Here is a 21,616-nt window from a genome sequence, read left to right on the forward strand (position 1 = left end):
GAACTTCTAGAATACCATTATATTATATCAGATATTATAGGCAACGTTAGAGAAGGTATTAGTTGACTATAAACGCGGAATTATTCCCAAAAATTTTGAGGGAGGGAATCACTTGGAAAAGGTAGATATTTTTAAAGATATTGCAGAACGAACAGGCGGTGATATTTATTTTGGAGTTGTAGGAGCTGTTCGAACAGGGAAATCAACATTCATTAAAAAATTTATGGAACTTGTAGTTATTCCAAATATTGAGAATGAGTCTGACCGTCAAAGAGCGCAGGATGAATTGCCTCAAAGTGCTGCTGGTCGTACAATTATGACGACGGAACCGAAGTTTGTTCCAAACCAAGCGGTTTCTATCGAAGTAGATGAAGGACTTGAAGTGAATATTCGATTAGTAGATTGTGTTGGATATACGGTTCCTGGAGCGAAGGGCTATGAAGATGAGAATGGCCCGCGTATGATTAATACCCCTTGGTATGAAGAACCTATTCCATTCCATGAAGCTGCAGAAATCGGCACGCGTAAAGTAATTCAAGAACATTCAACAATTGGTGTTGTAATTACAACAGATGGAACAATTGGTGAAATTCCAAGAAGAGATTATATAGAGGCAGAAGAACGCGTTGTAAATGAGTTGAAAGAAGTAGGAAAACCTTTCATTATGATAATTAATACGGTACAGCCGTATCATCCAGATACAGAGCAATTACGCCAAAGTTTATCAGAAGAATATGATATCCCGGTTATTGCAATGAGTGTGGAGAGTTTAAGAGAAACAGATGTATATAATGTACTTCGTGAAGCGCTATTTGAATTCCCTGTATTAGAAGTGAATGTGAACCTTCCGAGTTGGGTAATGGTGCTAAATGAAGGGCATTGGTTGCGTCAAAGTTATCAAGAAGCAGTTCAAGAAACTGTGAAGGATATAAAACGTCTTCGTGATGTGGATCGCGTTGTTTGGCAGTTTAGTCAATATGAATTTATTGATCGAGCGAGCCTAGCTGGCATTGATATGGGGCAAGGTGTGGCGGAGATTGATTTATATGCGCCAGATGAATTATATGATCAGATTTTAAAAGAAGTAGTAGGAGTAGAAATTCGAGGGAAAGATCATTTGTTAAAGCTTATGCTCGATTTATCTCATGCGAAAATAGAGTACGATCAAGTGGCGGATGCACTGCGTATGGTTAAGCAAACAGGATATGGTGTAGCAGCACCTGCATTAGCGGATATGAGCTTAGATGAGCCAGAAATTATTCGTCACGGTTCAAGGTTTGGTGTGAAGTTAAAAGCGGTAGCGCCATCTATTCATATGATTAAAGTAGATGTAGAGTCAACGTTTGAGCCGATTATTGGTACTGAAAAGCAAAGTGAAGAATTAGTTCGTTATTTAATGCAAGATTTTGAAGATGACCCGTTATCAATTTGGAATTCTGATATATTTGGACGTTCACTTAGCTCGATTGTTCGAGAAGGAATTCAGGCGAAATTATCTTTAATGCCAGAAAATGCTAGATATAAATTAAAAGAAACGCTAGAAAGAATTATTAATGAAGGATCTGGCGGATTAATTGCGATTATACTATAAGAAAAAATCCCTCTCATTGTAGAGGGATTTTTTGTTTTTTTTGATTATAAAATAGAAAAATAAACAGTCATTATCTAATACATTGTTGTAAATTGTCAAGTTTCATCAGATTTTCACATTTTAAGAGTAACAATTTCCTTAAAAATATTGAATTATAAAGGAGAATCGTATAATATAGGCGTTGATAATGATTTATCTACATCTTTGTAGTATAGAATTTGCAAAAATTGCCTACAAATGAAAGTAAGACTCATTTTATGATCATTATACAGTCTTATCTTTGGGAGGAGGTGAATGGCATGAACAAGACAGATTTAATCAATGCTGTTGCAGAAGCAAGTTCCCTTTCTAAAAAGGACGCAACAAAAGCAGTAGACGCTGTTTTTGATTCTATCTTAGAAGCTTTAAAACAAGGTGATAAAGTACAACTGATCGGATTCGGTAACTTCGAAGTTCGTGAGCGTGCGGCTCGTAAAGGTCGTAACCCACAAACAGGTGAGGAGATTGAAATCGCTGCAAGTAAAGTACCTGCATTCAAACCTGGTAAAGCGTTAAAAGATGCGGTTAAATAATCCTTACATATTAACAGGGAAGAAGAGTTTCCTTTTTGGGAACTCTTCTTTTTGCTTTTAAAAACATAAATATGCTAGAATGTGTTCGTATCACTTTTAGGTTTTCGGGAGGGCTAGCGGATGGCAAAAGTTAATTTAGAACAAATTGAACATGCAGTACGCCTTATTTTAGAGGCGATTGGAGATGACCCAAATCGTGAGGGAGTACTTGATACACCAAAGCGTGTTGCAAAAATGTACGCAGAAGTGTTCTCAGGTATGCATGAAGATCCGAAAGAGCATTTGCATAAAGTATTCGGAGAAGATCACGAAGAGCTTGTACTAGTAAAAGATATACCATTTTATTCGATGTGTGAGCATCATTTAGTACCATTCTATGGAGTTGCTCACGTTGCATATATTCCGCAAGGTGGAAAGGTAACAGGGTTAAGTAAATTAGCTCGTACCGTAGATACAATTGCACGTCGCCCACAACTGCAAGAACGTATTACATCAACAGTAGCGAACTCTATTATGGAAGTACTAGAGCCTCATGGTGTAATGGTAGTAGTAGAAGCAGAACATATGTGTATGACGATGCGTGGTGTGAAAAAACCAGGTGCGAAAACAGTAACGACAGCAGTGCGTGGTGTGCTTGAAAATGATGCTGCAGCGCGCAGTGAAATTTTATCGTTTATTAAAACGAAGTAAAGAAAAGCGGGAAACTGCTTTTCTTTTTTTTTTTAGTAAATAAATGATATAGTTTTAACTAGACAGAGTGAGATTAGAAAGATTGCTTACATGAATGGTAGGTGTAGCCAAGTTTTGGTTATAGAAAATAGAGTGTATGTGTTATAATAAGTTTTATGAATTAGAAAACAAGGGTGATTTTTTGTGTGTGACATCTACGGAGGGTATGCGGGTATAAAAGAAAAATTGATGGAGAAATTACGCCATCCTTATTTTATAAACTATATTGAAGAACCATTTATTGATGAAGAAAAGATAGCATTGTTATATGGTGCTTTAAAGAGTGCAAACTTACATATAGAACAAATTGAGCATTACGTAGTAACAATTATGCTTGTACAAATTGCGCTTGATACGCATGAAAGGGTATCAAATAAAGCAGGCGAGGAAGAGATTGAATTCCATAAATGTCGTCAATTAACAGTACTTGCAGGCGATTACTATAGTGGACTATATTATTATTTATTGTCTATGAATCGTGATATTGTTTTAATTCGTGCACTTGCTGAAGGAATTAAAGAGATAAATGAACACAAAATTATGTTATACCAAAAAGCGCATGAAACGACGGATGACATAATGAAAAGCATAGTAACGATTGAGTCTGTGCTCCTTCAAAAAACATGTGATCATTTTCAGTTATCACATTGGAAGCCATTTATCACATACGTATTAGGTGGAAATCGCCTTCAAAAAGAAATTCAATTGTATGCTGATAAGCAACATTCACCTGTTTTTCAAGCTATGCAAGATGCTTTAGGGGATAAAGCAGAAGTAGTGATTAATGGTTGGATGAAGGAATTGAGAAAGAAAGAAAAACAATTTTTAGAAAATCACACAGACATAAATGAAATAAATTCTGTGTTAAGGAATAAATAGAAGACATAAGCAATTTTACATTGGAAGAAGGTACGAGCATGCAACAATCAAAAGAAGAAAGAGTACATGACGTATTTGAAAAGATTTCTGATAAATACGATGTGATGAATTCTGTAATTAGTTTTCAAAGACATAAAGCGTGGCGGAAAGAAACGATGCGAATTATGGATGTACAACCAGGCAGTCAAGCGCTTGATGTATGCTGTGGAACCGCAGATTGGACAATTGCGCTAGCTGGAGCCGTAGGTGAGCAAGGAAAGGTTGTTGGCTTAGACTTCAGTGAAAATATGTTATCTGTCGGTAAGCAAAAGGTAGAGGCGTTACAATTAAAACAAGTAGAACTTCTACATGGGAATGCAATGGAACTTCCGTTTGAAGATAATACGTTTGATTATGTGACGATTGGGTTTGGTTTACGTAACGTACCGGATTATATGCACGTATTAAAAGAAATGACGCGTGTAGTAAAACCAGGTGGAAAAGTAATCTGTTTAGAAACATCTCAACCAACAATGATTGGTTTTCGACAAGGCTATATTTTATACTTTAAATATATCATGCCGTTATTTGGAAAGATGTTTGCGAAAAGTTATAAAGAATATTCATGGCTTCAAGAATCTGCTAGTACGTTCCCAGGGATGAAAGAATTGGCTCAAATGTTTGAGCAAGCTGGACTTGAACGTGTGCAAGTGAAACCATTTACTTTTGGGGTAGCAGCAATGCATTTAGGAATTAAACCAGAATCAAAATAGAAAAAAGAAGTTTTAGGTTAAGGTGAACAATATGAAGTTACAACTTATGTACTCTTTTTTACGATCGGATATTAATGTGATAGAAAAAGAATTAAAAAAGACAGTCGCTTCTGAACAGCCATTAGTAGAAGAGGCAGCATTACAGCTTATTGAAGCTGGTGGGAAACGAATTCGTCCTGTATTTGTGTTGCTTGCAGGGAAATTTGGAGATTATAAGTTAGATGCGATTAAGCATGTTGCTGTTGCGTTAGAACTTATTCATATGGCTTCTCTTGTTCACGATGATGTTATTGATGCTGCATTTTTACGACGCGGCAGTGCGACTGTGAATGCGAAATGGGGAGATCGTATTGCGATGTATACAGGGGACTATCTGTTCGCTAAGTCTCTTGAATGTATAACCAATATCGAAATTCCAGAGGCACATCAAGCGTTATCACATACTATTTTAGAAGTCTGTAAAGGTGAAATTGAACAAATTAAAGATAAATACAATTATGACCAAAATTTAAGAACGTATTTAAGAAGAATAAAGCGAAAAACAGCATTATTAATTGCCGCGAGTTGTCAATTGGGAGCGATTGCTGCTGGTGCTAATCGTGATACGGTAAATCGTCTATTTTGGTATGGGTATTTTGTAGGAATGTCTTATCAAATTATTGATGACATTTTAGACTTCGTTTCTACAGAAGAGAAACTTGGAAAACCTGCTGGTGGGGATTTACTACAAGGGAATATTACACTTCCTGCTTTATATGCGATGGAAGATCCCGTACTTCGTCAGAAAATCACATCTGTACATGAAAATTCAACAGCAAGTGAAATGCAAGAAATTATTGATGCTGTAAAAAATAGTACAGCAATTGATCAAGCATTTGCGTTTAGTGAACGTTATTTACATAAAGCTTTAGAAATAATAAAACCACTCCCACGTGGAAAAGCAAAGTACGCATTACAAAATGTTGCAAAGTATATTGGAAAACGAAAATTTTAAGGTTTATTCTAAAAAATAAAATAATCTCTCTATTTCAAAACTATTGCACAATTGTGATAAGGGTGATAATATGTGTGTGGGGATATACAATTACATACATAATTCAGAAGTGGAGAGATTTTTTATGGAAAAAACATTTCTAATGGTAAAACCAGACGGTGTACAACGTGCCTTCATTGGGGAAATTGTAGCTCGTTTTGAGAAAAAAGGCTTTCAATTAGTTGGTGCAAAATTAATGCAAGTCACTCCAGAAATTGCTGGACAACACTACGCTGAGCATAAGGAAAAACCTTTCTTTGGTGAGTTAGTAGACTTTATTACATCTGGACCTGTATTCGCAATGGTATGGCAAGGTGAAGGTGTAGTAGATACAGCTCGTAACATGATGGGGAAAACAAGACCACATGAAGCAGCTCCTGGAACAATTCGTGGAGATTTCGGTGTAACTGTTGCGAAAAACATTATCCATGGTTCTGATTCTTTAGAAAGCGCAGAGCGCGAGATTGCTATTTTCTTTAAAGAAGAAGAATTAGTTGACTACTCAAAATTAATGAATGAATGGATTTACTAATTATTTTGAAATAATTTGTAAACGCTTTAATCACTGTGATAATAGTAAAAAGTGCAAGGAGAATAGGGGTATTCTTCTTGCACTTTTTTTATTTTCAGTTAGTTACGAAGTTTGAACTGTTATGATATGTTGATATTTAAATTAGGACTATCGGAAATATAGAATAAGAAAATGGTCGATTTATGATATAATTTCTTTAATATTTTTAGAATGATAAAAGTTAATATAGTGAGATAAATACATATACGAAAAGAGGAATAACGTATGCGATATATTACAGCTGGTGAATCTCATGGTCCACAACTTACAACGATTATAGAAGGTGTTCCGGCAGGATTGTCTTTAGTAGCAGATGATATAAACGAAGAGTTAGCTAGAAGGCAAAAGGGATATGGGCGCGGTAGACGCATGCAAATTGAAACGGATCAAGTGCAAATTTTAAGTGGTGTTAGACATGGAGAAACATTAGGTTCCCCTATTGCACTTGTTGTTGAAAATCGTGATTTTGCACACTGGACAAAAATTATGGGGGCGGAGCCTTTAACTGAGCAAGAAGAAAAAGAGATGAAAAGGAAAGTGACAAAACCAAGGCCTGGGCATGCTGATTTAAATGGTGCGATTAAATATGGTCATAGAGATATGAGGAATGTACTGGAACGTTCGTCAGCGCGCGAAACGACGGTGCGTGTTGCTGCTGGTGCGGTTGCTAAAAAGGTGTTAGCAGAACTTGGTATTAAAGTAGCGGGCCATGTAATTGAAATTGGCGGTGTACAAGCTAAGGAGATTACGTATAGTTCAATTGAAGAATTAAAGAGTATTACCGAAGCATCTCCTGTACGTTGCTTAGATGACGAAGCTGGTAACCAAATGATGAAAGCGATTGATGATGCGAAAGCAAATGGTGATTCAATTGGTGGAATCGTTGAAGTAATTGTGGAAGGGATGCCAATTGGAGTAGGTAGCTACGTGCATTATGATCGAAAACTGGATGCGAAATTAGCAGCTGCAATTATGAGTATTAATGCTTTTAAAGGTGTCGAGATTGGAATTGGTTTTGAAGCAGCGCATAGACCAGGAAGTGAAGTTCATGATGAAATTCTGTGGAATGAGGAGCATGGATATACACGAAGAACAAATAATGCAGGTGGATTAGAAGGCGGTATGACGACTGGAATGCCAATTGTTGTGCGCGGTGTGATGAAACCGATACCTACACTTTATAAACCTCTTCAAAGTGTAGATATTGATACGAAAGAGCCTTTTACAGCGAGCATTGAACGTTCAGATAGTTGTGCAGTGCCAGCAGCTAGTGTCGTTGCAGAAGCGGTTGTGGCTTGGGAATTAGCGACAGCTTTAATAGAACAATTCGGATTAGATCGTATGGAACTAATTCGTGAAAATATTGAGAAACATAATGAATATGCGAGGGGATTTTAATGGGAAACATACATATTCAAACGAAATCAAAAGAATATGATGTACATGTTGGTAAAGAAGTGTTGTCAAACTTAACAACGATCGTTCAAAATATGCAGCCAGCGGTATCTAACGTAATGATTATTTCAGATGAAGCTGTTGCATCACTACATTTACAGACAGTTATCGATGCATTACAAGTAGAGCAGCACGTGTTTTCGTTTGTTGTACCAAGTGGCGAAAAAGAGAAGTCTTTCGAAAATTTCTATGCGGCTCATACGTCAGCTCTTGAAAATAAATTAGATAGAAATTCTTTAATTCTTGCACTTGGAGGCGGAATGATTGGAGATTTAGCTGGTTTTGTTGCTGCATCGTTTATGCGTGGTATTCGCTTTGTGCAGGTTCCGACAACTTTATTAGCGCACGATAGCGCAGTGGGTGGGAAAGTAGCGATTAACCATCCGTTAGGTAAAAATATGATTGGTGCATTCCATCAGCCAGAAGCAGTTGTATATCATACACCGTTTTTACAGTCTCTTCCTGAAAAAGAGTGGCGTTCAGGTTATGCAGAGGTGATAAAGCATGCTCTTATCGGTGATGTGGAGCTATACCATTGGTTAAAAGAAGAAGTGCAAACATTAGCGGATCTTCATGATGAGAAGTTAATCCATATATTAACGAAGGCGATTCCTGTAAAGGCAAATGTTGTGTCACAAGATGAAACAGAGAAGGGTGTACGTGCTCATTTGAATTTTGGACATACGTTAGGACATGCTCTTGAAAAAGAGCTAGGGTATGGAAATATTACTCACGGTGACGGTGTAGCGGTTGGAATGTTATTCGCCATATTTTTAAGTGAGCGAGTGTACAAGGTTGATCTTGCTTATGAAGATATGAAGCAGTGGTTCTTGAAATACGGCTATCCAAAAATGCCAGGAGATTTGAATGTAGAGCGCCTCGTTCAATTGATGAAACAAGATAAGAAAGCAAATGCAGGAGCAATTCATATGGTGCTTATGCAGGAATATGGGGTAGTGAATGTCGTATCTATTTCAGATGAGACTGTTCATATTGCGTTAGAGGCATTTCAAAAAGATATGGTTTAAAATGATAGCGAAGTGCTGTGAAGTGCTCATTTAGAGGTATTCTCGTAATAGTGACGGTTATGACAAAAGATTACAGTAAGGGGCTATAACCGTATTGTAATCAAATTGAATGAAATGACTGGGGGAAGAAAAATGAGAGTGAAAGAGCAATTGTTAACTTTGAGAGCGTATGTGCCTGGGAAAAACATTGAAGAAGTAAAAAGAGAATATGGTTTATCAAAAATTGTGAAATTAGCATCCAACGAAAATCCATTCGGTTGCTCAGCACGTGTGACAGAAGCATTAACTTCTTTAGCGAGCCAATATGCCCTTTATCCAGATGGATATGCCTTTGAACTTCGGACAAAAATAGCGGAACATTTAGGTGTAAAAGCAGAACAACTACTATTTGGTAGTGGATTAGATGAAGTCATTCAAATGATTAGCCGAGCGTTACTACATGAAGGAACAAACGTTGTAATGGCGAATCCTACGTTTTCACAATATCATCACCATGCTGTTATTGAAGGAGCAGAAGTTCGTGAAGTATCACTTAAAGATGGTATTCACGATTTAGATGCAATGCTAGAGCAAGTAGATGAGAAAACGAAAATTGTATGGATTTGTAATCCGAATAATCCAACAGGTACATATGTTGAGAAACAAAAATTACTTTCATTTTTAGAATCAGTTCCTAAGTCGGCTCTCGTTATTATGGACGAAGCATATTACGAATACGCGGAAGCAGAAGACTATCCGCAAACATTACCACTTCTTGAAAAGTATGAAAATCTTATGGTTTTACGCACGTTTTCAAAAGCATATGGTTTAGCTGCTTTTCGTATCGGATATGCGATTGGGGATGCGAAGTTAATCGGACAGCTAGAAGTAGCTAGGTTACCATTCAATACATCAACTGTAGCCCAATCTGTAGCACTCGCTGCATTAGAAGATCAAGCTTTTTTACAAGATTGTGTGCAAAAGAATGCTGAAGGTTTAAATCAGTATTATGCATTTTGTAAAGAATATAACGTATTCTATTATCCATCTCAAACAAATTTCATTTTCTTAAAACTCGGTATACCAGGTAATGAAGCTTTCGAACGATTAATGAAAAAAGGATATATCGTTCGTTCTGGTGCTGCATTTGGTATCGATGATGGTATTCGTATTACTGTCGGTTTGAAGGAAGAAAATGATGAAATTATAGAGTTACTGAAAGAGCTTGTAAATGAGCAAGTACAGAAAGAAGAAACATATTCTTAAGAGATTGTGAAGGCTCCTATTATAGGAGCCTTTTTTATCGCATTCAAAATAAAGGTTGAAGACTGCTAATTAAGTTATTCTGTAAACCACGGTTTGTATGGCTTGATAATTAGTGAGAGAAGTTATTTGCACGGTCATAAAAGAAAGCGGTACAATAGAAGATGATGATAAGGTATCGGTGTCATATCCGAACCTTTTGAACAATTAACTACTCTGTAGGAAGAAGTATAAGAAGAAGCATGCTCATTCTAAAGGTTGCGTTCTAACAGTGAGTTGCTTATGATAAATGAACAGAAGAGAATATTTTTTAGAATTAAAGGAGACGTTTATGCAAAAGTTTGAACAAGCTGTTTCATATATTGAAAATGGTGAAGCAGAAAAAGGATTACAATTATTAAAAGAACAATTAAAAATTGCGAATGATGAAGAGAAGTATGATATCGCTCGTTACTATCATACACTTGGATTTACAGATGAGGCATTAGCAATTACTGAAGACTTACGTTTACTGTATCCAGAAGAAAGTGAATTCACTGTATTTTTAGCAGAATTATATATTGATCTAGATAAAGAAGATGAAGCGATTGAAGTGCTTCATGATATTCCAGAAAATGACGATTTATATGTTCAATCGTTATTACTTGTTGCAGATTTATTCCAAATGCAAGGTTTTGATGATGTAGCAGAGCAAAAACTATTAAAGGCGAAAGAAATGATGCCTGATGAACCTGTTATTACGTTTGGGTTAGCAGAATTATATAGTAGTAAAGGTGAAGAACAAAAGGCAATTACTTATTATGAATCGCTATTAGCGGAACATAAAGTAATGGGTGGTGTTGTGATCGCACTTCGCCTCGCAGAAACGTTAAGCGCGATCGGAAACTGGGAAGAAGCGATTTCTTATTATGAAGCAGGCCTAGAGGAACAAAAAGATATTCACTCATTATTTGGATATGCCTTCACATTATACCAAGGTGAAGAATATCAGAGAGCAATTGGTGCTTGGCAAGAACTAAAAGAATTAGACCCTGAGTACGCATCACTGTACATGTATTTAGCGAAAAGCTATGAAAAAGAAGGAATGCTTCAAGAAAGCTATGAAACGCTTCATGAAGGAATTAAAGTAGATGAGCTTTCAGTTCCATTTTATGTAGAGTTAGCGAACATTGCGGCGAAATTAGGAAAAATAGTAGAAGCAGAGGAAGTTCTTCAAAAAGCGCTTGAGTTAGATCCAGGGCATTTAGGTGCAACATTAAAATATGCATATATCTTAAAAGAACAAGAAAAGTACGAAGAGTTAATTGCAATTGTAGAGCGTGCTATTGATAGTGGAGAACCAGATACACAACTACTTTGGGATCTTGCGTATGCAAAAAAACAATTAGAAATGTATTCGGATGCATTAAAACACTATGAAAGTGCATATACTTCTTTTAAGAATCATCCAGACTTCTTAGAAGAGTACGGTTATTTCTTATTGGAAGAAGGAAAACGAAAAGAGGCGAAAGAAGTATTTACCCAGTTATTACAACTAGACCCGACACAAATTCATATTGAAGAGTTGTTATATAATTTAGAGGATTTTTCATAAGTTGGAAGGAAACTGAATGCCGCTTCTTGAATCTAAAAAGAAAAGAGAAAGACAGAGGAGGGACTTAATTGCTATGAATACCCCTGTTTCTGTAAACGAGAAGAAGGATTTTGTAAAATGGTTTTTGAATAATTACCAACTGAAACAGCGTGAATGTGTATGGATTCTGAATTATTTAATGAGTCACGACCAATTGATGCATAAAGTCCACTTCGTAGAGCATGCAAAATATTGTCCGCGTGGCTTAGTGATGTCAGCGAATTGTGTGAAAGACACACCGTTTCACTTTTTTAAACAAAATGTTATGACAACAGATGCTGAAAAATCGTTTCATGATATTCGTTTAAATCGAGATGAGGATATTTATATTCAACTCAACTTTAAATCATCGTTTCAAAATGCGAATTATGTAGCTGTATTAGAAGAAAACCCATATCTACCAAAGCATATTGAAGTAAATGAAAAAGATCGTTTACTTGCAGAAAGGTTTTTGGAAGAAAGTGTATTTTCGTTTAGGAGAGAACGCCTTTTGAAACAAATTGATGAAGCGTTAGATAAGCAAGATAAGGAAGCGTTTCATAGATTAACGGCAGAGTTAAAAACTTTATAGAATTTATTTGGATTAATAAATTTTTATAAATTTCAGACTTTCATCAAGAAAAACTACCTATATTGGGTAGTTTTTCTTTTTTTACCTCTTTTAGTATGGTTTAATATATATAAAGTGAAAGTTCTGTCATTTGTAAGTGAAGGAGGGAAGGAATTTGAAGTGGATTGTAAAAGATGTGGAACAGTTTGAGCAAGCAAGAGAGTATGTTGATACAGGAGTAATACCGCTGTTATCAATTTCGGCAGCAAAAGAAATGAAAATGGTTGTAGAACAAGGTGAATTTATCGAATTGTTGAGCACGGAATTGGAAAGAGAGTATAAGGGAAGAGTGCTTTTACTGCCTGCGTTTACGTATTTGGTAGAAAGTCAAAAGAATGAAAAAGGTCGTTTGCAAGAATGGACAAATCATTTACGAAGTGAAGGTTTTAAGCATATTGCTTATGTTACAAGTGATTTTTCATGGAAAGAGGATATGCAAGAGTTACAGGGAGATTTGTTTTGGTTTCCTTCATTAGCATTAGAACAATTTAGTGATCAAGCAAAAAGAGAAGTTATTCATGCACATATAAAAAATATAATGGTGATGTTGGAAGAGAAATGGGGAAACTCATAATAAACAGAAAGTTCTTATTATTATGAGTAGTATGATATTGACCTGTGCATGAGCGTATTATATCATGATAGTGTCCTAGTTTTTATTTTTTATATAATTTATCACGAGGGGACAATTTCTGATAGAGGGGGGAAATTTTCGTGAGCGAGAAAGAACATCGCGTGTCAAGAAGACAATTTTTAAATTACACACTCACAGGGGTAGGAGGCTTTATGGCTGCCGGTATTTTAATGCCGATGACGCGATTTGCGCTTGATCCGGTGTTAAGAAAAGAAGCGGGAACGGATATGGTTGCTGTTGCGCAAGTAAAGGATATTACAACAGAGCCGAAGCGTTTCGATTTTAAAGTGAAGCAGGTTGATGGTTGGTACAAGTCTGAAGAACCAAAATCAGCTTGGGTTCATAAAGATGAAAGCGGAGACATTGTTGCGTTCTCTCCAGTATGTAAACATTTAGGATGTACAGTTAACTGGAATTCGGACAAAGCACATCCGAATCAATTCTTTTGCCCATGTCACGGGGGTCGTTATACAAAAGATGGGATTAACATTAAAGGTACGCCACCCCTTGCTCCGCTTGATGTGTACGAGTCTAAAGTGAAAGATGGAACGCTGTATCTAGGAAAAGCGAAGCCAAGAGGGGGTGCAAAGTAGATGTTAAATAAAATTTATGATTGGGTGGATGAAAGATTAGATATTACACCAATATGGCGTGATATCGCTGATCATGAAGTACCTGAACATGTAAACCCGGCACATCACTTTTCTGCATTCGTCTATTGCTTTGGAGGACTTACCTTTTTCGTTACTGTAATTCAAATTTTATCTGGAATGTTTTTGACGATGTATTATGTGCCTGATATTAAAAATGCTTGGGAATCAGTTTACTATTTACAAAATGAAGTTGCTTATGGGCAAATTGTTCGTGGTATGCACCACTGGGGTGCTAGTCTCGTAATTGTAATGATGTTTTTACATACACTCAGAGTTTTCTTCCAAGGTGCGTATAAAAAGCCCCGTGAGTTAAACTGGATTGTTGGTGTTCTTATTTTCTTTGTTATGTTAGGTCTTGGTTTTACCGGATATTTATTACCGTGGGATATGAAAGCTTTATTTGCTACAAAAGTAGGGATTCAAATTGCAGAGCAAACACCGCTCATTGGTCCTTATATTAAAACATTACTCGCTGGTCATTCCGAAATTGTTGGCGCTCAAACATTAACTCGCTTCTTTGCTATTCACGTCTTCTTCTTACCAGCAGCACTTCTAGGTTTAATGGCCTTCCACTTCATCATGATTCGCAAACAAGGTATTTCCGGTCCACTATAAGAGATTGCTAAATTAAAGGGGAAAGAACTAAAGGAGGGAGATTATGCATCGCGGCAAAGGGATGAAGTTTGTAGGAGATTCTCGGGTACCAGTAGCTCGGAAACCAAATATTCCAAAAGACTATTCTGAATACCCAGGGAAAACAGAAGCATTTTGGCCGAACTTCTTGTTAAAAGAATGGATGGTTGGTGCAGTTTTTTTAATCGGTTATTTATGTTTAACAGTGGCGCATCCGTCGCCGCTTGAGAGAATGGCGGACCCAACAGATGCTGGATATATACCACTTCCAGATTGGTATTTCTTATTCTTGTATCAGTTATTAAAGTATTCGTATGCTTCCGGTTCATTTACTGTAATTGGAGCATTTATTATGCCAGGGATTGCGTTTGGAGCATTACTGTTAGCTCCATTTCTTGATCGAGGTCCAGAAAGACGTCCATTGAAGCGTCCTGTGGCAACTGGATTTATGCTTTTAGCAATTGCATCGATTATCTTTTTAACTTGGGAATCTGTAGCACACCACGACTGGGAAGCTGCAAAAAAACAAGGAGCAATTGTAAAAACAGCGCCAGTTGATAAAAATGATGATGGCTATAAATTAATGCAAAAAAATACTTGTTTAACATGTCATGGTGACAATTTACAAGGCGGGGCAGCAGCACCGGCACTGCAAAACTTAACTTTAAAGCCAGAAGAAATTGCTAAAATTGCGAAAGAGGGAAAAGGTTCAATGCCTAAAGGTGTATTTAAAGGTACGGATGAGGAACTGAAGAAGCTTTCGGAATTCGTTGCAAAGTATAATAAAAAATAATAAAAAAGCTGACTACAAAATTTGTAGTCAGCTTTTCTATTTAGTTGGATGAAGTTTGTTATAATAGAGTAGGATTTAGTGAATGAATTACTTTGCTTGAAAGGTGTTGGACATACGGATTGGTGTACTTGTATGCAATGTTAAGACAACGCTCGGTATTATTATTTTTATTAATTGTTAACTTATTAGGTACAATTTATGGATTTATATGGTACGGAAATCAATTGAAAGAAACGTCACCTATATTTTGGCCGTTTGTACCAGATAGTCCTATGGCGACTCTCTTTTTTGTCTTTGTTTTAATTGCTTTTTTGGCAAAGAGAAACTGGGGATTAATAGAAGCGTTAGCGATTGTAACTTTAATAAAATATGGTATTTGGGCTGTTGTTGTAAACGCGATTATGATTTACGTAAAAGGGCCTATAGGCCTTATGGGCTACATGTTAATGCTTTCGCACTTCGCGATGGCAATACAAGGATTTTTATATGCTCCATTCTATCGTATAAAAAAATGGCATTTTATAGTAGCAGCTGTGTGGACGTTGCATAACGATGCAATTGATTATTTATTTTGGCAAATGCCGCGATATGGAATTATGCATTTGTTTGTAGAGGAAATTGGTTATTTTACGTTTTGGTTAAGTATTGCTGTACTATGTATTACATATTATTGTTGCTTACGTGAGCAAAGAAAACAATTTTCTTTATGATGGTTAGAACATTTAGGGGGAGAACATGGAGAAAAATAAGAGTGGTACAAAAATATTGGATCGATTGATTACTTTAGTTGTTTCATATAGCATAGCATTTTCTATTTTTGCACTCGCAACAACGGCAGTTGTATATGGAAAATGGTTGTATTATTTTGAAATTGATTTTTTAAATATTCCTGATTTAGCGGATATGACGAAGGATGAAATTAAAAGAAATTACGATGTGCTTATTACATATTTATCCCCGTTTTATGACGGAGCATTACATTTGCCCACATTAGATATGTCCACAAATGGCCGTATTCATTTTGTAGATGTTAAAAATATTTTAGTAAAGATTCAATATGTGATGTATGCGACAATTATGATTGCAGTGATAGGCGGAATTTATTTATTAAAAAAGAAAAATGAAAAGTTTTTACTGCACGGATCGATTTTAACAATCATTTTTCCGATAGCGCTTATGTTACCAATTGCTATTAATTTTGAAAAGAGTTTTGTATTATTCCATAAACTTTTATTTAGTAATGATTATTGGGTTTTTGATCCTGAAAAGGATCCAATTATATTAATGTTACCAGAAGAGTTCTTTATGCATGCTGCGTGTGCTATTTTATTATTCATTTTAGGTGGGAGTATACTTTGTTACAGCTTATATAGATATCTCGTAAAAAAGAAAAGGATGTCACAGAAAAAATTCTCTGCTTAAAGAGAATTTTTTTCTTTGTAAAACGATAATATATTTTTCGGTCTAGTTCTGTTCTATTCTTGTCCAAATTAACATATTTTGTACTAGTAGTTAAGGGGGGACCGGGATGAAGAGAACATTAATTGGATTGATAGCATTTCTAATTATAATGTTTCCGTTACGTATATATGCTGAAGAGTGGAATGAGCTAACAGGGTTGTTAGACGACTCGTTACAGTTAGTGAAGCGTAATGAAGATGAAAAAGCGGTACAAGTATTACAACATTTCTCGGAGCAGTTTTTAATAAAGGGGAATGAAAAGAAGCAGGAAGTAACACCAGATCAAGTTAGAGTTATTTCTTTAGCTTACGATAAGGCGCAACAATCGCTCTCTGAAGAAGGTTTAGGTAAGCAAGCTAAAATTGATAATGTGCTGGCATTACAACTTGCTGTTGATGCACAAGTATCGAAATATCAACCACTTTGGATGGAAAGAGAAAGGAAAGTAATGGATGCCTTTTCTCAAATGGAAAAAGCGATGGAAAAAGAAGATGCTGGGCAGTTTCAACAAACGTTAAATACGTTTTTAAATGAATTCAATATTATTTATCCAAGCTTAATGATTGCTTTGCCAGAAAACGAGGTCCAGCGTGTAAATGTTCATTTATCTTATTTAGATGAATTTCGTAACGTTATGTTAAAAACGAAAGGCGGCCAAATGCAATTAGGGATTATTAAAGGGGATTTGCAAAAGATATTTCACACAGTAAAAAAAGATGAAATTGCACCCTCTCTCATTTGGTTTATGACAATTACTGGGGGACTTATTTTATTCACATTAACTTATGTTGGATGGAGAAAGTATAAAGGAGAGAGAGAAAAAAGAAAAAGTAATGTACATTCTAAAAATAGATAATGCAATAAATAAAGATATGGATTGTAAGGTTTATTCATTGACAATAGTGGCAGAAGAAAATAGAATGAGAAGTACTATAATTAAAACTTCAATGGAGGTTCATGATGTTTTATTTAATTTACTTCGCGATCATAATGATCATACCGTTGTATGCACAGTCAAGAGTACGTAGTGCCTATAGCAAGTATTCACAAGTTTATTCAACATCAGGTATGACAGGAGCGGAAGTGGCTCGAAAAATTTTAGATGAAAATGGATTATACAACGTAGCTGTAGAAGAAACACCAGGTCATTTATCAGACCATTATGATCCAACCGCTAAGACGGTTCGATTATCAACAGATAACTATTATGGACATTCAGTTGCTGGTACAGCAGTTGCAGCACACGAAGTAGGACACGCAATTCAAGATGCACAAGATTATAACTTTATGCGTATTCGTCATTCGTTAGTTCCTGTGGCTAATTTTGGATCGAATATATCATGGGTATTTATTATGATTGGTATATTTGCGACAATGTCAAAACTATTGTTATTAGGTATCATTTTAATGGCAGCAGGTGTTGTGTTCCAGCTCGTTACATTGCCAGTTGAGTTTGATGCGTCAAAGCGCGCAATGCAACAAATTGAAGCGTTAGGTATTGTATCAACAGATGAATATGGGCAAGCTCGTAAAGTATTAAATGCGGCAGCATTAACATATGTAGCAGCTGCAGCTGTAGCGGTATTTGAATTATTACGTCTCGTATTAATGTATACTGGTATGCAGCGTAGCGACGACTAAAGACTATCAATTTTGATAGTCTTTTTTTGTTGTGTGGATTGAATTATATAATGTATTGCAAATAGAAATAATAGAAGTAATGCGGAAAGGTGGTGGGGGAAATGAAATATCCAGACCATTTAGTAAAACAAGTACAAGAGCGTAGTGCTCCTTATCAACTAGAAGGTTTTTTAAGTGGACAAGGTCCTGAAAATCCCAAATTTATGTTGTTAGGAGAAGCACCTGGTGAAACAGAAATTCATAATGGGATTCCGTTTAGCGGGAGGGCGGGAAAACAATTAATGGTTTTTTTAGAGCGTATCCACGTTACAAGGGAAGAAGTATATATTACGAGCGCTGTTCGGAGTAGACCTTATAAATGGCGAGAGAAAAAAGAACGAAATGGTGAAATCATACAAAAAAAGTATAATAGAACGCCAAATCAGGGAGAAATAGTTGCCCATGCGCCTTTGTTAGATTATGAATTAGAGAAAATACATCCGAAGCTTATCGTCACGCTTGGAAATATCGGTCTTCAACGTTTAACAGGAAAAAATAAAAAAATCACAGATGTACACGGGCAATTATTAAAACAGCCCATTCAAAAATTAAAGGATATGCAAAGTGCAGAGTTTACATGGTCAGAGAAAGAATATCATGTTTTTCCGACTTTTCATCCAGCTTCCATTTTTTATAATCGGAGTTTATTGGAGCTTATTCATGAGGATTTTGAGAAGCTTAAAAGACTTGTAATAAAAAACTAGAAAAGCTAAGGCGCTTTTCTAGTTATATTTAATTATGTAAAGGGTTTTTATTTTCATCTAACGTAAACCCTTCACCAACTACATCATGTACATCACTTACAGCGACAAAAGCATGAGGATCTACAGAAGTAATGATATTCTTTAATTTCACGATTTCATTTTTAGCAACAACGCAATACAATACATTACGTTCCACTTTTGTATACGATCCAACAGCTTTTAAAAAGGTTGCTCCGCGCTCCATTTCAGATAAAATTTTGGCAGCAATTTCATCGTTTTTCTCTGAGATAATAGTCGCTCCTTTGGCAGCATAAGCTCCTTCTTGCATAAAATCAATGACTTTAGCACCGATAAAAACAGCAACTAGCGTATACATGCCCTCGCGGTATGATAAATAGGTAAGAATAGAGACGACGATAACGACAGCATCAAACATAAACATTGTTTTCCCCATACTCCAGCCAACATATTTGTGCGCTAGTCGTGCGATAATATCTACACCGCCAGTAGTCCCGCCATATTTAAATATTATTCCAAGGCCGATACCGATAAATGCCCCGGCGAATAAAGCTGCGAGTGTCATATCATTTTGCAAGTTTAAATGTAAGTTGAGTACTTCGTAACGCTGGAAAATCCATAGAAATAAAGATACGCTAAAGGTGCCAATTAATGTATATAAAAATGTCGTTCTGCCAAGTAACCTCCAGCCAATAAAAAATATAGGGATATTTAAAATTAAGTTTGAGTAGGAAGGATCAAACTTAAATAAAAAATACAATAATAGTGTAATACCAGTAAACCCACCCTCTGCAAGGTGGTTTTCAATATTGATATTGACAATACCGAAAGAAAATATAGCGGAACCAATTAAAATAAAAATAATATTTCGCATCTTCAATTTTGATGTCATATAGAAATCCCCCTAATTATGTAATGATTGCATTGCTCCGCTGAAACGGTAAAACATAATAATAAGTAATTTCTAGTTGCTAGTGAAAATAGTAAGAACCTGATTGATGTGGGCTGATTTTTTGTGAAAAGTGCAAAAGAAAGTTTCACTTTATCCCGCTCTAAAGGCTGATAGGAGATGAAGCAAAGAAGAGGGGCAAACCAGCCGTAGGAACCCGATTGGTGTGGGCTGATCTTTTGCAAAAATCGCAAAAGAAGTTTCACTTTACCCCGTACCAACGGCTGTTAGGAGATAAAGCTCTGAAGAAAGGCGAACCAGCCGTAGGAACCCGATTAGTTCAACTAATCTTTTGCAAAAAAATTACAAAAGAAGTTTCACTTTATTATAGTCTATCCAAAAATGGGTCGCAAATAGGTGTTTGGCGGGGAATAATATTTGTCAAATCGCGATGAATTGGCTAACATGAAAGAGGAAGGATTAGAGGTGAATAGTATGGAAGCAAAAACGATGAAAGATATGCAGAAAGAAGTAGATGCATATATTGGTCAGTTTAAAGAAGGTTATTTCAGTCCGCTTGCAATGATGGCTCGTTTAACGGAAGAAATGGGAGAGCTTGCAAGAGAGGTAAATCATTATTATGGTGAGAAACCGAAGAAAACAACTGAAAAAGAAAGAAGTATTGAAGAAGAGCTTGGAGATGTATTATTTGTTATGATTTGTATGGCAAATAGTTTAAATATTGATTTAGAGACAGCACATAACATTGTAATGAATAAATTTAATACACGTGATAAAGATCGCTGGACACGTATTGATGAGGGAGAGAAAGAATAATGAAAGAAATTAAAGTAATTATCGCCGGACCAAGAGGACGTATGGGACATGAAGCAGTCCTTCTTATGGAAAGAACGGAACATTTTAATTTAGTAGCAGCGGTGGATTATAAGCATGGTGGTGAGAAGATTTCTGATTTACCTGGCATGCCAGCATTACATGCGCCGATTTACGCTGATTTACATACTTGTTTAGATGAAGTAGAAGCAGATGTGTTGTTAGATTTAACAACACCAGAAGTGGGGAAACAACACGTTACACTTGCAGTTGAGCGTGGACTTCGTTCAGTTATTGGTACAACTGGATTTACAGAAGAAGAATTGGCACGTTTAACAGAGAATGCAAAAGAAAAAGCAGTAGGAACAATTATTGCTCCAAACTTTGCAATTGGTGCAGTTCTTATGATGAAATTCTCACAAATGGCAGCGAAATATTTCCAAGATGTTGAGGTAATTGAATTACATCATGATCAAAAATTAGACGCACCATCTGGTACAGCTGTAAAAACGGTAGAGTTAATTCGTCAAAATCGTGAATCAAAGCAGCAAGGTCATCCAAATGAAGTAGAGCAACTAGCAGGTGCACGAGGTGCAAATGTAGACGGTATTCACATTCATAGTGTACGTTTGCCAGGGCTTATTGCACACCAAGAAGTAATGTTTGGTGGAGATGGACAAATGTTAACAGTTCGTCATGATTCATTCAATCGTGCATCATTTATGTCAGGTGTAAAACTATCAATTGAGACAGTAATGAACCTTGATCATCTTGTGTACGGTTTAGAAAATATTATCGACTAAAGGGGAGACAACGGATGAAAATTGCCTTAATCGCACATGACAAAAAGAAAAATGATATGGTTTCGTTTGCATACGCATATAAACCAATTTTTGAACAACATGAATTATTTGCAACAGGAACGACAGGGCTTCGCATTATGGAAGCGACTGGATTAGTTGTAACAAGATATCAATCTGGCCCTCTTGGTGGAGATCAAGAAATTGGTGCAATGATTGCAAAGAACGATTTAGATATGGTGATTTTCTTCCGCGATCCATTAACAGCACAGCCGCATGAACCGGATGTGAATGCATTACTTCGTTTATGTGATGTATATGCGATTCCACTTGCAACGAATATGGCAAGTGCTGAAATGTTAATGCACGCATTAGAGCGAGGAGATTTAGATTATCGTAAGTTAAGAAAATGAGGGGAACAA

General features: G+C 36.2%; 25 protein-coding genes. 24 read left to right on the plus strand and 1 reads right to left on the minus strand.

Annotation, left to right across the window (positions count from 1 at the left end):
• The first annotated feature begins 112 nt into the window (after positions 1–112).
• The 21 genes from spoIVA to ACTFN4_RS08620 all read left to right on the plus strand — a co-directional run bounded on the left by spoIVA (position 113) and on the right by ACTFN4_RS08620 (position 18,653).
• A complete protein-coding gene (spoIVA, locus tag ACTFN4_RS08520) occupies positions 113–1,591 on the plus strand; it encodes a stage IV sporulation protein A (protein ID WP_000416519.1) in 1,479 nt (492 codons plus the stop codon).
• A 299-nt stretch (positions 1,592–1,890) separates the two neighbouring features.
• Positions 1,891–2,163, plus strand: coding sequence for an HU family DNA-binding protein (locus tag ACTFN4_RS08525; protein WP_001043860.1), 273 nt, complete (start codon positions 1,891–1,893; stop codon positions 2,161–2,163).
• 120 nt (positions 2,164–2,283) lie between these two features.
• A complete protein-coding gene (folE, locus tag ACTFN4_RS08530; RefSeq protein WP_001151482.1) occupies positions 2,284–2,853 on the plus strand; it encodes a GTP cyclohydrolase I FolE in 570 nt (189 codons plus the stop codon).
• A 183-nt stretch (positions 2,854–3,036) separates the two neighbouring features.
• Complete coding sequence (locus ACTFN4_RS08535) at positions 3,037–3,771, plus strand: heptaprenyl diphosphate synthase component 1 (RefSeq protein ID WP_439962210.1); 735 nt, start codon at positions 3,037–3,039, stop codon at positions 3,769–3,771.
• 38 nt (positions 3,772–3,809) lie between these two features.
• The gene (gene menG, locus ACTFN4_RS08540; protein ID WP_001187674.1) at positions 3,810–4,523 is read left to right on the plus strand and encodes a 2-heptaprenyl-1,4-naphthoquinone methyltransferase; all 714 of its coding nucleotides are present in this window, start codon (positions 3,810–3,812) and stop codon (positions 4,521–4,523) included.
• 31 nt (positions 4,524–4,554) lie between these two features.
• The gene (hepT, locus tag ACTFN4_RS08545) at positions 4,555–5,517 is read left to right on the plus strand and encodes a heptaprenyl diphosphate synthase component II (RefSeq protein WP_000776077.1); all 963 of its coding nucleotides are present in this window, start codon (positions 4,555–4,557) and stop codon (positions 5,515–5,517) included.
• A 124-nt stretch (positions 5,518–5,641) separates the two neighbouring features.
• A complete protein-coding gene (gene ndk / locus ACTFN4_RS08550; protein ID WP_000415883.1) occupies positions 5,642–6,088 on the plus strand; it encodes a nucleoside-diphosphate kinase in 447 nt (148 codons plus the stop codon).
• Positions 6,089–6,352: 264 nt separating this feature from the next.
• Positions 6,353–7,525, plus strand: a complete 1,173-nt coding sequence (gene aroC, locus ACTFN4_RS08555) for a chorismate synthase (protein ID WP_001269384.1) — start codon at positions 6,353–6,355, stop codon at positions 7,523–7,525.
• Positions 7,525–8,610 (plus strand): 3-dehydroquinate synthase, encoded by a 1,086-nt coding sequence (aroB, locus tag ACTFN4_RS08560; RefSeq protein ID WP_000526822.1) that lies wholly within the window; start codon positions 7,525–7,527, stop codon positions 8,608–8,610. The genes aroC and aroB overlap by 1 nt, the downstream gene beginning before the upstream one ends.
• Before the next feature lie 132 nt (positions 8,611–8,742).
• Positions 8,743–9,855, plus strand: a complete 1,113-nt coding sequence (gene hisC, locus ACTFN4_RS08565) for a histidinol-phosphate transaminase (protein WP_001264019.1) — start codon at positions 8,743–8,745, stop codon at positions 9,853–9,855.
• A gap of 328 nt (positions 9,856–10,183) precedes the next feature.
• A complete protein-coding gene (locus ACTFN4_RS08570; RefSeq protein WP_001168671.1) occupies positions 10,184–11,446 on the plus strand; it encodes a tetratricopeptide repeat protein in 1,263 nt (420 codons plus the stop codon).
• A 73-nt stretch (positions 11,447–11,519) separates the two neighbouring features.
• A complete protein-coding gene (locus ACTFN4_RS08575) occupies positions 11,520–12,056 on the plus strand; it encodes a ReoY family proteolytic degradation factor (protein WP_001095925.1) in 537 nt (178 codons plus the stop codon).
• Positions 12,057–12,210: 154 nt separating this feature from the next.
• Entirely contained in the window at positions 12,211–12,669 is a 459-nt protein-coding gene (locus tag ACTFN4_RS08580; protein ID WP_000871313.1) for a YpiF family protein, read from the plus strand.
• Between the two features lie 140 nt (positions 12,670–12,809).
• Positions 12,810–13,322 (plus strand): menaquinol-cytochrome c reductase iron-sulfur subunit, encoded by a 513-nt coding sequence (gene qcrA, locus ACTFN4_RS08585; protein ID WP_001290418.1) that lies wholly within the window; start codon positions 12,810–12,812, stop codon positions 13,320–13,322.
• On the plus strand, positions 13,323–13,997 hold the full coding sequence (gene qcrB / locus ACTFN4_RS08590) for a menaquinol-cytochrome c reductase cytochrome b subunit (RefSeq protein WP_000932700.1): 675 nt from the start codon (positions 13,323–13,325) through the stop codon (positions 13,995–13,997).
• 43 nt (positions 13,998–14,040) lie between these two features.
• The gene (qcrC, locus tag ACTFN4_RS08595) at positions 14,041–14,808 is read left to right on the plus strand and encodes a menaquinol-cytochrome c reductase cytochrome b/c subunit (protein ID WP_000554603.1); all 768 of its coding nucleotides are present in this window, start codon (positions 14,041–14,043) and stop codon (positions 14,806–14,808) included.
• 119 nt (positions 14,809–14,927) lie between these two features.
• Entirely contained in the window at positions 14,928–15,518 is a 591-nt protein-coding gene (locus ACTFN4_RS08600) for a DUF1405 domain-containing protein (RefSeq protein WP_025709269.1), read from the plus strand.
• A gap of 25 nt (positions 15,519–15,543) precedes the next feature.
• Positions 15,544–16,230 carry a lipoprotein intramolecular transacylase Lit gene (lit, locus tag ACTFN4_RS08605; RefSeq protein ID WP_000414378.1) on the plus strand — a complete coding sequence of 229 codons (687 nt, stop codon included), beginning with the start codon at positions 15,544–15,546 and terminating at the stop codon, positions 16,228–16,230.
• A gap of 106 nt (positions 16,231–16,336) precedes the next feature.
• A complete protein-coding gene (gene ypjB / locus ACTFN4_RS08610; RefSeq protein ID WP_000831584.1) occupies positions 16,337–17,125 on the plus strand; it encodes a sporulation protein YpjB in 789 nt (262 codons plus the stop codon).
• A 101-nt stretch (positions 17,126–17,226) separates the two neighbouring features.
• The gene (locus ACTFN4_RS08615; protein ID WP_011109966.1) at positions 17,227–17,910 is read left to right on the plus strand and encodes a zinc metallopeptidase; all 684 of its coding nucleotides are present in this window, start codon (positions 17,227–17,229) and stop codon (positions 17,908–17,910) included.
• 101 nt (positions 17,911–18,011) lie between these two features.
• A complete protein-coding gene (locus tag ACTFN4_RS08620; protein WP_000876873.1) occupies positions 18,012–18,653 on the plus strand; it encodes a uracil-DNA glycosylase in 642 nt (213 codons plus the stop codon).
• A 28-nt stretch (positions 18,654–18,681) separates the two neighbouring features.
• Here the strand turns inward: ACTFN4_RS08620 and ACTFN4_RS08625 are convergent, their stop codons facing one another.
• The gene (locus ACTFN4_RS08625) at positions 18,682–19,563 is read right to left on the minus strand and encodes a YitT family protein (protein WP_000202121.1); all 882 of its coding nucleotides are present in this window, start codon (positions 19,561–19,563) and stop codon (positions 18,682–18,684) included.
• Positions 19,564–20,055: 492 nt separating this feature from the next.
• Here ACTFN4_RS08625 and ACTFN4_RS08630 point away from each other — a divergent pair, with 492 nt between their 5' ends.
• The 3 genes from ACTFN4_RS08630 to mgsA are packed head-to-tail and all read left to right on the plus strand — an operon-like array spanning position 20,056 to position 21,607.
• Positions 20,056–20,397 carry a nucleotide pyrophosphohydrolase gene (locus ACTFN4_RS08630; RefSeq protein ID WP_002108639.1) on the plus strand — a complete coding sequence of 114 codons (342 nt, stop codon included), beginning with the start codon at positions 20,056–20,058 and terminating at the stop codon, positions 20,395–20,397.
• Positions 20,397–21,197, plus strand: a complete 801-nt coding sequence (dapB, locus tag ACTFN4_RS08635) for a dihydrodipicolinate reductase (RefSeq protein ID WP_000658810.1) — start codon at positions 20,397–20,399, stop codon at positions 21,195–21,197. The genes ACTFN4_RS08630 and dapB overlap by 1 nt, the downstream gene beginning before the upstream one ends.
• Positions 21,198–21,211: 14 nt before the next feature.
• Complete coding sequence (mgsA, locus tag ACTFN4_RS08640; protein WP_000684765.1) at positions 21,212–21,607, plus strand: methylglyoxal synthase; 396 nt, start codon at positions 21,212–21,214, stop codon at positions 21,605–21,607.
• The last annotated feature ends 9 nt before the right edge of the window (positions 21,608–21,616 follow it).

The sequence above is a fragment of the Bacillus cereus group sp. MYBK95-2 genome, from assembly GCF_051915225.1.
GTDB lineage: Bacteria > Bacillota > Bacilli > Bacillales > Bacillaceae_G > Bacillus_A > Bacillus_A cereus.